Source organism: Marinobacter profundi (genome assembly GCF_002744715.1).
Taxonomy (GTDB): domain Bacteria; phylum Pseudomonadota; class Gammaproteobacteria; order Pseudomonadales; family Oleiphilaceae; genus Marinobacter; species Marinobacter profundi.
This window is the reverse complement of sequence record NZ_KZ319370.1, coordinates 252,530-267,330: the sequence shown is the minus strand read 5'-3', so window position 1 is coordinate 267,330 and position 14,801 is coordinate 252,530. Positions and strand designations below refer to the sequence as shown.

The window sequence follows — 14,801 nt, the reverse complement described above, 5'->3', positions numbered from 1 at the left end:
ACCGGCATCGAAATGGCTTTCGACACGCCGAAGGGCCCCTTTGTTGCACTCGACAACGTCAACCTGAAAATCCGCAAAGGCGAATTTGTCTCGCTGATCGGCCACTCCGGCTGTGGTAAATCGACGGTGCTGAATATTGTGGCCGGCCTGTTACAGGCCAACAAAGGCGGCTGTGTGCTTGACGGCCGTGAAGTGAATTCGCCGGGGCCGGAACGGGCCGTGGTGTTCCAGAACCATGCCCTGATGCCCTGGCTGACGGTCTACGAGAACGTGGAACTGGCGGTGCAGCAGGTGTTCCGCAAGACCATGAGCCGGCAGCGGCGCAAGGACTGGATCCACCATAACCTGGAACTGGTCAACATGGCCCACGCTGCAAACAAACGGCCCGGAGAGATTTCCGGCGGCATGGCCCAGCGGGTCGGCATCGCCCGGGCGCTGGCCATGAAGCCCAGTGTCCTGCTGATGGATGAGCCGTTCGGCGCGCTGGATGCGCTGACCCGGGCCCATTTGCAGGATTCGCTGATGGACATCCAGCAGGAACTGAACAACACCGTCATCATGATTACCCACGACGTGGATGAAGCAGTGCTGTTGTCGGACCGTATTATCATGATGACCAATGGCCCCGCGGCGACGGTGGGAGAGGACCTGCACATTGACCTGCCGCGGCCACGCAACCGGGTCACCCTGGCCGATCACCCCGGCTACGTGCACTACCGCCAGGAAGTGCTGAAGTTCCTCTACGAAAAACAACGCAAGCTGGAAAACCTGAGCCAGCGCCGTACCGCGTCCGCCACCACTAACCAGCAGGCCCGAGCCAGCGACGAACCCGGAGCTGCCCGCGCCTGACCGGCGCGGCGGCAGCCTCAGCCCAACACATCCGCCATCGCGAGCAGGGCACGGGCAACCTCCGGCAATTTCTTGCCCTGGTTCATGGCCAGCTTGCGCAGCAGACGATGGGCCTCATCGTTATCGATCCGGCGGTGCTCCATCAGCAGGAGAACCGCCTTCTCCTGGATTTTACGGTCTTCCAGCGCCTCCTTCGCCGCCTGCAGTTCATCGCTCATGGCCTGCAGGCGCCGGCTTTGCTGCTGGACCAGATCAAAAATCGAGCGGCCGAAGCGTTGTCCGACCCCGTCGCTGGCCCAGGCGTCGCCAGGCTGGCCGGTAGCCTCGTCGCCCGACTCGCACAGAATCAGAACCGGTTGCCGCGCGCCGCCCTGCTGATCCAGCGACGCCACCAGGGTTTCCTGGTGGCTGAGGGAGTGCCGGGCCTCGGTGTAACGTTCAATACAGCGGGCGTGAAAGCACCCCTCCAGGGCGTCTTCCACCCGCTTGAGCTCGTCCATCCGCTCGGTCATTACCGCAAACCAGCGATCCGCCAGCTGCGGGTCCAGTTGCCGAACCCGGCCTGACGAACAACCCAGCCCCCGTAACCGGCCGATTTCGGCTTCCCGGCTATGGCTGCGCACCTGCTGCCAGAGAGCCCTGGAATCCTCGTCGGCAAAGCTGGCAAACACCTCGAAACAGCGCTCCTGTGCCTCAACAAGGTGCACCATGCGCCGGGAAAGTGCGGAATCGACCCGACCACTGGAGAACCCCGCAGATCCCACCGCCCGTTCCTGGCCACAGAGTTCCTTGCCGTTCATCAGGTGCACCAGCGCCACCAGCAGGCCGGCAATGCCCGGATCCACCGCGGTATCCGCCGCCTCGAACACCACCGCAATCAGGCGATGGATGCGGCTGCTGTAACTCTCGGTGGCGTCATGGGCAGAAATGGTCTGGCGATCCACGGCACCGCGCAACTCCGCCAGGTCCGCGAGGCCGTGGAGGGCGCTGGCAATCTGGTTGAGCAAGCGGCTGCTGACCGGATGCACGGTCATCTGCTGATGGATGGCTGTCAGCGCCTGCTCGAACTCACGCCGCAAACGGTCGGATTCGGCGACAATCTGCTGGCGCTGGTGGTGGAACTTGCAGCCACCGGAACCGAGCAGCACATTGGAGGCGCCCCGCTCCCGCTGCAGGCTGTGTACCAGATTGCTGATGCACTGCACCAGCTGGCCCATCTGCAGGAAGTACTGAAGGTTCATCAGCTCGCATTTTTTTGACGCAATCAGGTAGTCCCCGGCGCCGGGAACTGCAGCTTGCGGTTGTCGCTGCCTGGTATTCATCGCTTTGCTCTCTTGCTTTCGTGCTTTGCCGTGTGCGCTTTGCGGTCCCGGCCGCACTGCGCTTCCGTTCCGGAATCCGGGATGGTCAGGGAAGGGTCAGCAATTACCACGCCAGTCCCGCGGCCCCAAAGCCGTGCAAGCTGCCCCGGCGCGGGGCAGGCTTTGCGGCCTCCGGCTTGCCCAGCGCCACCACAGCAGCTGTACCTGATTGATTTTCATAAGATAAAAAAACTGGCACGAAGATCGCTTAAGCCCTGACAAGGACGACTGTCCCGGCCAAGGATTGGGCCGGACCATCAGATCATTGTTGTTGGCATTGGCGCCGGACCATCGACTTCCCACGGGGAGGAGATGCTCCGGCTTTTTTGTTGGACTCGGTCAAGGCAGGAGAAAACGATGACCCCGAACCGGCGACGCACCCTGGTCATCTGCGGTCATGGCATGGTGGCACAACGGCTGCTGGAGGAACTGGTGGCCCAGCCGGCACAGCCCTACCAGCGCATCGTGGTGTTTAACGGTGAAGCCGCGGCCGCTTACAACCGCATCCAGCTGTCCGCCCTGCTGGCCGGTGAAACCGCAGAGGACACCCTGTCACTGAAAACCCCGGACTGGTTCCGCCGCCATCACATAGAGGTACACCAGAGTGAGCCGGTGGTAGCCATCGACCGGCAGCAGCGGAGCGTCATCACCGCAACCGGCCGGGTGCAGTGTTACGACACCCTGGTGCTGGCAACCGGTTCCCGGGCCGCCTCACCGGGCCTGCCCGGGGAAGACCTCGACGGCGTGATGAGTTTCCGCCACCTGCAGGATACCCGCAACCTGATCGCGGCCAGCGCAACCCGGCGCCGGGCAGTGGTGATCGGCGGTGGCTTTCTCGGCCTGGAAGCCGCCGAGGGCCTGCGCTGCCGCGGCATGGACGTCACCGTCCTGCAACGCAGCAGTCACCTGTTGAACCAGCAGCTTGACCCCGCCGGCGGCCAGCTGCTGGCCGCTGCGCTGGCCCGGCGCGGGCTGCACATCATGACCGGGGCCCGCCCGGTGAGGATTCTCGGCAAGCAGCAGGTAAGGGCGGTTCAGCTCGCCGATGACACCCTGATCAGCACCGACCTGGTGGTATTGGCGACCGGCATCACCGCCAATCTCGAACTTGCCGCGGCAGCCGGGCTGCGCTGCGACCGGGCGATCTGCGTTGACCCGCAGTTACGGACCAGTGACCCGGATATCCATGCACTGGGTGAATGCTGCCAGCTCGGCGGCGCCACCTTTGGCCTGGTGGAGCCCGGTTACCAGCAGGCCCGGGTACTGGCCCGGCTGCTGAGTGCCAGCGCGCCCAGGGACCGCTACCAGCCGTCGCCCGTGGCCACGCGCCTGAAAATCAGCGGCATTGCCATTTTTTCCTGCGGTCAGCCCACGCCGGATGACACCACGGAATCACTGCTCTGGCAGGACCGCGAAACCGGCGGTTACTGCCACCTGCTGGTGCGCGATCACCGCCTGAGGGGCGCGGTGCTGATCGGCAACACCCGGGACGGCCCCTGGTACCAGCAACGCATAGCCCAGGGCGATGACATTTCCCGCTACCGGGCCCAACTGCCGTTCGGCGAACACTATTGTCTGGCCGCGGCCTGAGCCGCCGACCCAACCTGAGGACCACAAGATGAGCAAGCAAACCCTGATCGTGATCGGCAACGGCATGGTCGGCCATCACTTCCTGGAACAGTTCACCCGGACCCCGGCTGCCGAGCGGTTCGAGATTCTGGTGTTCGGGGAAGAAAAGCAGTTGGCCTACGACCGGGTACACCTGTCGGAATACTTCGCCGGTTCCAGCCATGCCGAGCTGGCCATGGCCACCGCAGACTGGTACGCCGACAACCACATCGAGCTGCGGCTGAATGAGCCGGTGACCGCCGTCGACCGGGACAACCATATCGTCACCACGCCGAAAGGCGCTTATCAATATGATGAGCTGGTGCTCGCCACCGGCTCCTATCCGTTCGTGCCCCCCATCGACGGCAAGGATGACGCCAACTGCTTTGTCTACCGGACCCTGGCCGACCTCGATGCCATTCGCGCCAGTGCCGCGGAAGCCCGCACCGGTGTCGTGGTCGGTGGCGGGCTGCTCGGCCTGGAAGCCGCCAACGCCCTGCGGAGCCTGGGCCTGCAGGCCCACGTGGTGGAATTCGCGCCGCGCCTGATGCCGGTGCAGCTCGACGGCGACGGTGGTGACCTGCTACGCCAGAAAATCGAGGCGCTGGGCGTTCAGGTCCATACCGAAAAGGCCACCACCGCCATCGTGCCAGGCGACGCTGCCCGCCTGCGGATGAAGTTCGCAGACGACAGCCACCTGGACACGGACCTGATTGTCTTCTCCGCCGGCATCCGCCCCCAGGACACCCTGGCCCGGGCCTGCGGCCTGGAGGTGGGCGAGCGCGGCGGTATCGTAATCGACAACCGGTGTACCACCTCGGACCCTCACATCCATGCCATTGGTGAATGCGCGTTATGGAACCAGCGGATCTTCGGGCTGGTGGCTCCCGGCTATACCATGGCCCGCACCCTGGCGGCGGCGCTGAACAGCGATCCGCAGGGCGCATTCAGCGGCGCCGACATGAGTACCAAACTCAAGCTGCTGGGGGTGGACGTGGGCTCGATTGGCGACGCCCACGGCCAGACCCCCGGCGCCCGCAATATCCGTTTTCACGACGAGCAGGCCGGCCACTACCGGCGCATGGTGGTGAGCCAGGATGGCAAGACCCTGCTCGGGGCCATTCTGGTGGGCGATAACAGCCATTACGACACCCTGCTGCAGTACGCCCTGAACGGCATCACCCTGCCGCCGAATCCGGAAATCCTGATTCTGCCGGAACACCAGGGCGGTGCCCCGGGACTGGGTGCCGATGCCCTGCCGGAAACCGCCTCCATCTGCTCCTGCCACAACGTCACCAAGGGCGATATCTGCGGTGCTATCGACGCCGGCTGCACCGATCTGGGTGGGGTGAAAGCCGAAACCAAAGCCAGTACCGGCTGCGGCGGCTGTGCCGCGCTGCTCAAGAAGGTGGTGGACAGCGAGCTGGAAAAACGCGGGGTGGCCGTGTCCACTGACCTCTGCGAGCACTTCCCCTACACCCGCCAGGAGCTGTTCCACCTGGTCAGGGTGAACGGCATCCGGACCTTCCGCGGCCTGCTGAGACAGTATGGCAAGGGCCAGGGCTGCGACATCTGCAAGCCCACGGTGGGCTCGATACTGGCCAGCTGCTGGAACGAACACATCCTGGCCACCGAGCACGTGCCGCTGCAGGACACCAACGACACCTTCATGGCCAACATGCAGAAGAACGGCACCTATTCCATCGTGCCGCGCATCCCCGGTGGCGAGATTACGCCGGACAAGCTGATTGTGCTGGGCGAGGTGGCGAAACAGTACAACCTGTACACCAAGATCACCGGCGGCCAGCGGGTTGACCTGTTCGGCGCCACCCTGAGCGAGCTGCCGGAGATCTGGGAGCAACTGATCGCCGCCGGCTTCGAGACCGGGCACGCCTATGGCAAATCCCTGCGCACAGTGAAGTCCTGTGTCGGCAGCACCTGGTGCCGTTACGGGGTGCAGGACAGCGTGGCCATGGCCATCTATCTGGAGAACCGCTACAAGGGCCTGCGGGCGCCCCACAAGATCAAGATGGCGGTATCCGGCTGCACCCGCGAGTGTGCCGAGGCCCAGAGCAAGGATATCGGGGTGATTGCAACGGACAAGGGCTGGAACCTTTACGTGTGCGGCAATGGCGGCATGCGCCCCCGCCATGCCGACCTGTTTGCCACCGACCTGACCGACGACCAGCTGATCCGGGCTATCGACCGGGTGCTGATGCTCTACGTGCGCACCGCAGACCGGCTGCAGCGCACCAGTGTGTGGATGGAGAACCTGGAGGGTGGCCTGGACTACCTGAAGCAGGTGGTGCTGGAGGACAGCCTGGGCATCGGCGAGGAACTGGAGCAGCACATGGCGGATCTGGTGGGCAGCTACCAGTGCGAGTGGAAGACCGCGGTCGAGGATCCGGAGAAGCGCAAGCGGTTCCGGGAGTTTGTGAATGCGCCGTCTTTGAAGGATCCGGTGCAGCAGTGGACCTCGGAGCGGGGGCAGCGGCGGCCTGAGCTGGAGGTGGCTTCATTGTAGCCTTCCGGTTTTGGGGGCGGAGCGCGGGGGCCATATTCATTTTCTTCTGGAAAAAACAACTCGCTGCGCTCAGACATCTTTTTTCCTGCCAGAAAATGAATATGGCCCCCACGCTCACAGACATTGAAGAGATAGCCAACTCAAAAACATTGGGACTCAGAGGATTTTTTATGACAACGAAGACTTGTTGGGAAGCGGTTTGTACAGTGGACGACCTGGTGGCGGACTGTGGCATTGCAGTCTGGACCGAGGACGGGCCGGTGGCGGTGTTTTACCTGCCGCACCGGTTGCCGGCACTGTTTGCGGTCAGCCACACCGATCCGTTCACCGGGTCGAATGTGCTGGCGCGGGGCATTACCGGGGATCTGGACGGTGAGCCGGTGGTGGCGTCACCGCTGTACAAGCAGCACTTCAGCCTGCGCAGTGGGGTTTGCCTGGAGGACGCCTCGGTGCGGGTGCGCAGCTACCCGGTGCTGCTGGACGGTGACCGGATCCGCCTTGCGGTGCCGGTGCGCCAGCCTGCTGCGGTGGCGGCCTGATCCAGGGTTTGCCGGCGCTGGCGCCTTTGTTGCCAGATTTCCGAACGATCATTGACCGGGGGTCAATTTCACATCAGCCTTGCTCGGGTAAGATGACCGGAAACCTGACAACAAGGACGCCTGTGTGAAGCCCCTGAGTCCCACCGACCAGCTGTTCCTCTGGCTCGAAAAGCGCCAGCAACCCATGCACGTGGGCGGCCTGCAACTGTTCTCGTTTCCCGAGGACGCACCGGATGACTATGTGGCCCGGCTGGCTGCGCAGCTGCGGACGCAGACGGTGGTGACGCCGCCGTTCAACCAGCGCCTCAGCTACCGGCTGGGGCAGCCGGTGTGGGTCGAGGATGAGCACCTGGATCTGGAGCACCACTTTCGCTTCGAGGCCTTGCCGACGCCGGGGCGGATCCGCGAACTGCTGTCCTTTGTTTCCGCGGAGCACTCCCACCTGATGGACCGGGAACGGCCATTGTGGGAATTCCATCTGATTGAAGGACTGAAGAACCGCCAGTTTGCGGTCTACACCAAGGTGCACCACTCGCTGGTCGATGGCGTCTCTGCCATGCGGATGGCCCAGCGCATGTTATCCGCCGATCCGGCACAACGCGGCATGCCGCCGATCTGGGCGCTGCCCACCCGGGCCCCGAGGGCCGGAGGTGAAGGGGGACCGTCGTTGTGGCGCAGCGTCGGTCAGCTGCTGGGCGAATCGGGCAAACAGCTGGGCACCGTCCCTACAGTGGCCCGCGAACTGCTGAAAACCATTAACGACGCCCGCAAGGACCCGGCCTACCGGTCCATCTTCCATGCTCCCCGCAGCATCCTGAACCAGAAAGTCACCGGCTCCCGCCGGTTCGCCGCGCAGTCCTATGGTTTGCAGCGGATCCGGGCGGTTTGCCAGGCCTCGGGCACCACCGTCAACGACGTGGTGATGGCCATGTGCGCCAGTGCGTTGCGCACCTACCTGATGAACCAGGACGCCCTGCCGCAACAACCGCTGATTGCCATGGTGCCGGTATCGCTGCGCAAGGACGACAGCTCCGAGGGCAACCAGGTCGGCGTCATCCTCGCCAACCTGCACACCGACATCGCCGACCCCGGCGAACGGTTACGGAAAATCCACCAGGGCATCCGCGAAGCCAAGGATCGCTATGCCAACATGTCGTCCGGGGAAATCATCAACTACACCGCGCTGACCCTGGCGCCGGCGGCCTTCCACCTGCTGACCGGCATGGCGCCGAAGTGGCAGACCTTCAACGTGGTGATCTCCAACGTACCGGGGCCAACTGAAGACGGCTACTGGAATGGGGCAAAACTGGAAGGCATGTACCCGGTCTCCATCGCCATGGACCGGCTGGCCCTCAACATGACCCTGACCAGCTACCGCGACCAGGTGGAGTTCGGCCTCATTGGCTGCCGCCGCACCCTCCCCAGCCTGCAGCGTATGCTGGACTACCTGGACGAGGGTCTGGCGGAACTGGAGGCCGCGGCCGGGTGCTGATCAGCCGAACCGGGTTTCCTGGTTGCGCTCGGAAATCTGGCTGTTCAGCGTCCAGAAGTCATACAACACGCCAACCATGAACAGGCCGCCGGTGAGCAGGTAAAGGATCCCGGTGATCCACTTGCCCATGTACATGCGGTGCAGGCCGAAAATCCCGGTAAAGGTCAGCAGCAGCCAACCGATGTTGTAGCTGACCTCCCCCTCGCGGAACCGCAGGTCCGCTTCCCGATCCATCCCCGGAATCAGGAACAGGTCGATGATCCAGCCGATGAACAGCAGGCCGAGGGTGAAAAACCAGATGGTTCCGGTGATCGGCTTGCCGTAGTAAAAACGGTGAGCCCCCAGAAACCCGAAAATCCAGAGCAAATACCCGAACAGTTTACTGTGCGTATCTGGCCGCTGTTCCATAACAAACTCCTTGGTCTTCAGTAATCAAAAATCACCGCACGCCAAGCAGACCACAACTACGCGGTGCGGCAAGGGTATGGGGTGAACAGGTGGACAGGCACTCACGGCCCCACTTCCGGCGCCGGATCCGGCCCGCCTTCGCGGAACTCGCTGGCCGACTTGCCGGTCCACTTGCGGAATGCCCGGCTGAAATTCGACAGGTCGGCATAACCCAGTTCATAGGCAATCTCGCCGATCGACTGGTTGGTGTAGCGCAACAACTGGATCGCCCGGTCCTTCAGCACCGCCTCGACGATCTCCCGGTAGGTGGTCTCCTTCTCTGCCAGCCGCCGCTTCAGCGTACGCGACGACACACAGAAGCGCTCCGCCATGGCTTCCAGCGACGGCAGCGGCCCCGGCATCAGCCGCAGCATATTACGGATCGCCAGGGTAATGTCACCCTGTTCGCGGATGGCCTTCTGCAACTCGAACTCACACTGCTCCCGCGCCATGCGCGAGGCATCCGCATCCGCCAGCCGCATCCGCACATCCAGCAGGCCCCGGGGAAACACCATCATTTCCTCCGGGCGGCCGTACTCGAACCGCACCGGCAACTGATCGGCAAAACGCCGGTAATAGTCCGGCTCGGCACGGCTCAGGTGCACCACAACCCCCGGCAGCTTGCCATCCACCAGGGCAAACCCCTTGCCGGCAGCATCCTCCCGATCCAGCAACTGCTCGGCCAGCATGATCAGGGTGGCGCTCACCGTCTCGGCCAGGAACGGATACAACCCGGGCACATCAAACTCGGTACACAGCTGCACCAGCACCTTATCGCCGGCGTCGGACTGCACCATACTGAGGAAAGGCGCCCGTAGCTGCAGGTAACGCTGCACCGACTCCAGCGCCCCGGCAAAGGTGGGGCTGGTCAGGGCGGCAAAACCAAGGGTGCCGTGAATGGTCAACCGCAACTCCCGCGCCAGGGCAAAACTGAGGCCATCTTTGCCGGCCAGCGCCAGCGCCCGCTCGGCCATGACGATGGCATCGGTGACAAACACCCGGCTGTCGTTTTCCTTGAGATCAGCGGGGGTGAAACTCAGCCCCTCGTAGAGGACCCGGTCATTGTGGTCCAGCTGCCGCACCGTTTCGGCCAGTACCCGCAGATACACCCCGGGCACGAGGAAAAACCCCAGCATTTGCCGTTCTTTATCCGGGCTGGTGGTGGCCATAGCGGTTCCTTCTGATGATTGGAAAAGCAGAAAACCGATGCTAACAGATGCCAACGTCCACCACAGTGGGATACGAGGCCGGTATGACACTGTCAGCATAGCCAATAAAACCGCCACGCTGGCCCATCCTGAACGATGGCCGTCCCTTTTTCGCCTTCAAAGCCGGCCTTGACTTGCACACACTGGAGCCATGACTTCAGCCAAAGCGTCGTGACGCAGAGGAGTGTAACCATGCTGAGAACAAAAACGGCCACCACCGACACGCCGGTATCGCACACCCCGGACAATGTATCCATCAAGCCGCAACGCATGGGCTTCGAGTTCGGCGAGCAGGTACCCCGCTACTGGCTCGACAACAACTACCTGCTGAGCCACATGATGAATGCGCTTTCGGTGCTGTTTCCCCAGGGCGAGCAGTTCTTCGTGGACTCGGTGCGTCAGTACCGTGACCAGATAACCGATCCGAAGCTGAAGGAGGAGGTGCGCGGATTCATCGGCCAGGAGGCCATGCACTCCCTCGAGCATGTCGCAATGAACCAGCACGTCCGCGATCAGGGCATGCCGGTGGACGACATGGAAAAACACCTTGCGGTGGTGCTCGGCATTGCCAGTAAGCTTCCCAGGCGCCACCAGCTGGCCATCACCTGCGCCCTTGAGCACATGACCGCGATGATGGCGGACATGCTGCTGGAACGGGACGACGTGCGCGAAGACATGCACGAATCCATGCGGCCACTGTGGATGTGGCACGCCATCGAGGAAACCGAACACAAGGCCGTTACCTACGACGTCTTCAAGCAGGTCGGAGGCACCTATGCCGAGCGCAGTTTCTACCTTGCTTTCAGTACCGCCGCCCTGGGTGTGATGGCAACCTACTTCACCACCCGCATGATGCTGAACGACCCGAAACACTTCTCCCTGAAGGACGCCGGCAAAGGGCTGTGGCGGATGTGGGGCAAGAACGGCACCTTCTCAAGCCTGATTCCCAGCTGGCTGGAGTACTTCAAGCCGGACTTCCATCCCTGGGATCACGACAACAGTGAAGTGATTGCCCGCTTCAAGAGCGAGATCGAACAGCACATTGCACCGCAATACAAGAACGGCAACCGTCGTACCCTGCAGTGACGAGCGGTAAGCCCCGGGCAGCGAGTCCGCCACGGGCCCGCTCCGGACGGCTCACCGGTCAGAGGCTCTCCCCGGCTGCGGGGGGAGCCAGCCCTTGCATGACCACCTCCCCTTTACGCCACAACCGCCACTCGCCCGGCTGGTAGATATCCCAGCGCTCGTCGGCCGTCAGCGGCTCGGTGACAATCACGCTGACAATGTCGTTGGGGGTGGTTTCCGCTTCGAAATCCACCGTGACGTCGGCGTCCTTGAGGCGGGCCGGACCGAACGGGGCGCGGCGGGTAATGCTGGCCATCTTGGTGGTGCAGTAGGTAAACAGCCAGTCGCCATTGCTCAGCAGCAGGTTGAACACCCCCTGACTGGCATAGCCCGCCGACAGCCGCACCAGCAGGTCCACCACCTCGGCCACCGGGGCATCGCGGTTACCGTCACGACGCAGGTGATTGAGCAGGTCACAGAACAGGGCCTCGCTGTCGGTGTCGCCGACCGCTTCGTAGAAGCCGGGCGCGGCGCGGAAGCCCTGGAGCTGGCCATTGTGGGCAAACACCCAGTAGCGGCCCCAGAGTTCGCGCATGAAGGGGTGGGTATTGGCAAGGCAGACGGCACCGACATTGGCTTGCCGGATATGGCAGATGGCCACTTCGCTCTTGATGGGGTGGGTCTGGACCACTTCCGCAATCCGGGAATTGGCACTGGCCTCGGGTTCATGGAACGCCCGCACCCCCTTGCCTTCATAGAATGCGACACCCCAGCCGTCCTTGTGGGGGCCGGTTTCACCGCCACGGCGGGTCAGGCCGGTGAAACTGAAGCACAGGTCAGTCGGGGTGTTGGCACTCATCGCCAGTAATTCGCACATAATTGAACAGCGTCACCATCAGCGGGGGATTCTTCGGCAAGAGTAACCCCGTTGGCGCCGGTTAACCAGCCAGGGCGCTGTTGTGCACTACCGGTGAACCGGGACGTGCCACGGTATTGCGCCCGGAGTGCTTGCCGCGGTACAGACAGTGATCGGCCGCCCGGAACAGGTCATCCACCGTAGCGCCATCGGCGGGCCAGCAGGCAATGCCAAACGAGGCGGTGATGCGCACGGTAGAGGCTCCGTAACTCAGTTCGCTGCCGGCAATGCATTCACGAAGCTCGTCAATCAGTTCGAAGGCATCGTCACCGTGAACATCCCGCAGGATCAGCCCGAATTCCTCACCACCCAGGCGGCCGACCGAGTCGGTGGCCCGCAGGCGCTCGGTCAGACAATCGCCGATGTGGCGCAACACCTGGTCGCCGGCCTCATGGCCGAGGGTATCGTTAACCTGCTTGAAGTAGTCAATGTCCATCAGCACCAGGGCAAAGCCGGTGCGGCTGCGCCGGCATTCCGCCAGGGTACGGTTGAGGATCGCCTGGAAACTGCCACGATTGCCCAGCCCGGTAAGCGCGTCGGTCTGGGCGATGGTCACCAGTTTCTCTTCCGCTTCTTCCCGCCGGTTCTCGTAAAGGTGAATGAACACCAGCATCAGCACCCCGCACAGCACCATGTTGAGCAGGTCAATCATGATCCGGGCATCGCCCACCGTGCCGAGGTAGAGGTAGTAGCTGATACCGCCTGCCGTCATGAACGGCAGCGACAGCCACAACCCCTCCCGTTTGCCCAGCAGCAGGTAGGCCAGCACCGGCATCATCAGCACCCAGACAAACGCCGCGACCGACGCATCGGGCACCAGCATGATCATCAGGAAGAACGAAAACAGGGCGACCAGATAGCTGTAGATCCACCACTGCAGGTGGGGGGTCCGGTCGATACGCCGGGTACCTGCAAGCAGCACGCCACTGGCCAGCAACTCCAGGCCAGCGAGCCAGTAGACCCCGCTGATCAGTTGCAGGCAGGCGAAAACCAACAGTGCGGAACCGGTGGCAATAAATAACAGCCGCATTAACGAGCGACGGTGACTGTCACGGAGCCCGGAGCGACTGTCCCTTAATGACGCGCCGAGGTCAGGATGATGGGGTGTTTTCATGGCTGCTTCTTTCCCTGATACACAGAGAGTATAGAAGGTAACTGCGGTATGTAAAATAAACCTACGGGTAAGCAGCCGGCGTCCCTGCCGCTGCGGTCACCCGCGGCACCATCGTTCGCACCCCCGGCCCGGATGCCCGCACCGGGGGGCGGATCAGTCAGCCGTCACACGGCTCAGACATACAGGTTCTTGCGGGAAAACCGCTCAACCAGCGGCTGGTAAGCCGAACCCAGCAAGCGGTTGATGGCATCGATGCCCCAGGCATCCGGCCCCACCAGAATCCGTGACTCATCTTTCTGGATGCCCTTGACGATGATTTCCGCAGCCTTGTCCGGGGTGGTCATGGCCAGCTTGTCAAAGCCCTTGCGCTGGGCATCGCCATTTTCGGATTTGCCCATGCGCGCGGAGTTGGCGATGTTGGTGCGGATACCACCGGGATGCACACAACTCACCGACACCGGCTGGTTCTCCAGTTTCATTTCCTGGCGCAGGGACTCGGTGAACCCGCGAACAGCAAACTTGGCGGCGTTGTAGGCGCTCTGCTTGGGCACGCCGATCAGGCCAAAGACACTGGAAATGTTCACCACATGGCCATCACCGGAGGCGATCAGGTGCGGCAGGAAGGCGCGGGATCCATGGGCCACACCCCAGAAGTCGATGTCCATGACCCATTTGAAGTCTTCGTCGGTCATTTCCCGCACCGTCGCCGACAGTGCCACACCGGCATTGTTGATGACCAGGTTGACCTTACCGAAGTCGGCAGCCACCTGGTCCGCGTGGGCGTAGATGGCATCACGATCGGATACATCAAGACGGTAGGTGCGCACTTCGGCGCCACCGCAGGCCGCCGCAGTTTCCGCCAGCCCGGCCTCGTTGACGTCGGACAGCGCCAGGCGGCATCCCTTGGCTGCCAGCGCGCTGGCGAGGGCGCGGCCAATACCGGAGCCGGCACCGGTTACCACGGCCACTTTGTTCTTGAGATCCTTCATGATTGCTGACCCTCTGTTTTGTTTTGAACATGAAAGCAGGTACGTTACGACCCTTGTACTGTAACAGTTGGCCAGCCATGCAAAATGGCACCAGATGCCGCCGGCTGCGGGCGCTCCGGCCAGTTGGGCGGTACCCGCCCGCAACTTCCAGCCGGTGACAGGGGACGCCGGCAGGTGCATTGGTTACAATCGCCAATCATCACCACGCCCAACTGACGGAATTGACGATGGAATGGAGCCTTACCCACTTCTGGCTGATCCTGGCCCTGGTACTCAGCCTTGCCGAACTGACCTCGGGGGTTCTGTTGTTGCTGGCCCTCGGCGTTGCGGCCGCGCTGACGGCACTGGTGGCCTTCCTTGGCGCGCCGTTCGAGTGGCAACTGGTCGCCATGGGGGTACTGTCCGGCATCCTGGTGCCGGTCGCCATCCGCTGGATCCGGCCCCGGTTCTCACCCAAGGGGGTGGCCTACGGCACCACCGGCACCGGGGTGGAGCACGGCCGGCGCTATCACACCCTGCAGCGGGATTTTGACGGCGCCACCGGTATCAAGGTCAACGGCGATTTTTACCGGCTGAAACTGGAAGACGGTTCCAGCCCCGAACTGCCGGAGGGCACTCCGGTCATTTTCGAACAGTTTGATGGCACCACCGCCATCGTGCATCTCGCAAACCACCACAAGGAGCAGTAA

At 62.9% G+C, this 14,801-nt stretch carries 13 protein-coding genes; 7 read left to right on the top strand and 6 right to left on the bottom strand.

The window, feature by feature from the left end; genetic code table 11:
- Positions 1-12: 12 nt before the first annotated feature.
- Entirely contained in the window at positions 13-849 is an 837-nt protein-coding gene (locus CLH61_RS09240; RefSeq protein ID WP_407657569.1) for an ABC transporter ATP-binding protein, read from the top strand.
- A 17-nt stretch (positions 850-866) separates the two neighbouring features.
- Here CLH61_RS09240 and CLH61_RS09235 read toward each other — a convergent pair whose 3' ends face one another.
- Complete coding sequence (locus CLH61_RS09235; protein WP_099614428.1) at positions 867-2,171, bottom strand: nitrate regulatory protein; 1,305 nt, start codon at positions 2,169-2,171, stop codon at positions 867-869.
- A gap of 396 nt (positions 2,172-2,567) precedes the next feature.
- On the opposite strand from CLH61_RS09235, the gene CLH61_RS09230 reads away from it, so the two are divergent.
- From CLH61_RS09230 to CLH61_RS09215, 4 genes are all read left to right on the top strand, one after another.
- Positions 2,568-3,800 carry an NAD(P)/FAD-dependent oxidoreductase gene (locus CLH61_RS09230; RefSeq protein WP_228152588.1) on the top strand — a complete coding sequence of 411 codons (1,233 nt, stop codon included), beginning with the start codon at positions 2,568-2,570 and terminating at the stop codon, positions 3,798-3,800.
- Between the two features lie 28 nt (positions 3,801-3,828).
- The gene (gene nirB / locus CLH61_RS09225; RefSeq protein ID WP_099614426.1) at positions 3,829-6,342 is read left to right on the top strand and encodes a nitrite reductase large subunit NirB; all 2,514 of its coding nucleotides are present in this window, start codon (positions 3,829-3,831) and stop codon (positions 6,340-6,342) included.
- Positions 6,343-6,512: 170 nt separating this feature from the next.
- The gene (nirD, locus tag CLH61_RS09220) at positions 6,513-6,881 is read left to right on the top strand and encodes a nitrite reductase small subunit NirD (RefSeq protein ID WP_099614425.1); all 369 of its coding nucleotides are present in this window, start codon (positions 6,513-6,515) and stop codon (positions 6,879-6,881) included.
- A gap of 124 nt (positions 6,882-7,005) precedes the next feature.
- Positions 7,006-8,373: a WS/DGAT/MGAT family O-acyltransferase gene (locus CLH61_RS09215; RefSeq protein WP_099614424.1), complete on the top strand. Its 1,368-nt coding sequence runs from the start codon at positions 7,006-7,008 to the stop codon at positions 8,371-8,373.
- On the opposite strand, the gene CLH61_RS09210 is transcribed toward CLH61_RS09215, so the two are convergent.
- Both CLH61_RS09210 and CLH61_RS09205 read right to left on the bottom strand, forming a co-directional pair.
- Positions 8,374-8,781, bottom strand: a complete 408-nt coding sequence (locus tag CLH61_RS09210) for an NINE protein (protein WP_099614423.1) — start codon at positions 8,779-8,781, stop codon at positions 8,374-8,376.
- A 101-nt stretch (positions 8,782-8,882) separates the two neighbouring features.
- Positions 8,883-9,989, bottom strand: coding sequence for a helix-turn-helix transcriptional regulator (locus tag CLH61_RS09205; RefSeq protein WP_099614422.1), 1,107 nt, complete (start codon positions 9,987-9,989; stop codon positions 8,883-8,885).
- Between the two features lie 231 nt (positions 9,990-10,220).
- Here CLH61_RS09205 and CLH61_RS09200 point away from each other — a divergent pair, with 231 nt between their 5' ends.
- Positions 10,221-11,114: a metal-dependent hydrolase gene (locus CLH61_RS09200; RefSeq protein ID WP_099614421.1), complete on the top strand. Its 894-nt coding sequence runs from the start codon at positions 10,221-10,223 to the stop codon at positions 11,112-11,114.
- Positions 11,115-11,172: 58 nt separating this feature from the next.
- On the opposite strand, the gene CLH61_RS09195 is transcribed toward CLH61_RS09200, so the two are convergent.
- The 3 genes from CLH61_RS09195 to CLH61_RS09185 all read right to left on the bottom strand — a co-directional run bounded on the left by CLH61_RS09195 (position 11,173) and on the right by CLH61_RS09185 (position 14,112).
- On the bottom strand, positions 11,173-11,970 hold the full coding sequence (locus CLH61_RS09195) for a class II glutamine amidotransferase (RefSeq protein ID WP_099614420.1): 798 nt from the start codon (positions 11,968-11,970) through the stop codon (positions 11,173-11,175).
- Between the two features lie 61 nt (positions 11,971-12,031).
- Positions 12,032-13,123, bottom strand: a complete 1,092-nt coding sequence (locus CLH61_RS09190) for a GGDEF domain-containing protein (protein ID WP_099614419.1) — start codon at positions 13,121-13,123, stop codon at positions 12,032-12,034.
- Between the two features lie 173 nt (positions 13,124-13,296).
- Entirely contained in the window at positions 13,297-14,112 is an 816-nt protein-coding gene (locus tag CLH61_RS09185) for an SDR family NAD(P)-dependent oxidoreductase (protein ID WP_099614418.1), read from the bottom strand.
- Between the two features lie 227 nt (positions 14,113-14,339).
- Between CLH61_RS09185 and CLH61_RS09180 the strand changes: the two genes are divergently transcribed.
- Positions 14,340-14,801: an NfeD family protein gene (locus CLH61_RS09180; RefSeq protein WP_099614417.1), complete on the top strand. Its 462-nt coding sequence runs from the start codon at positions 14,340-14,342 to the stop codon at positions 14,799-14,801.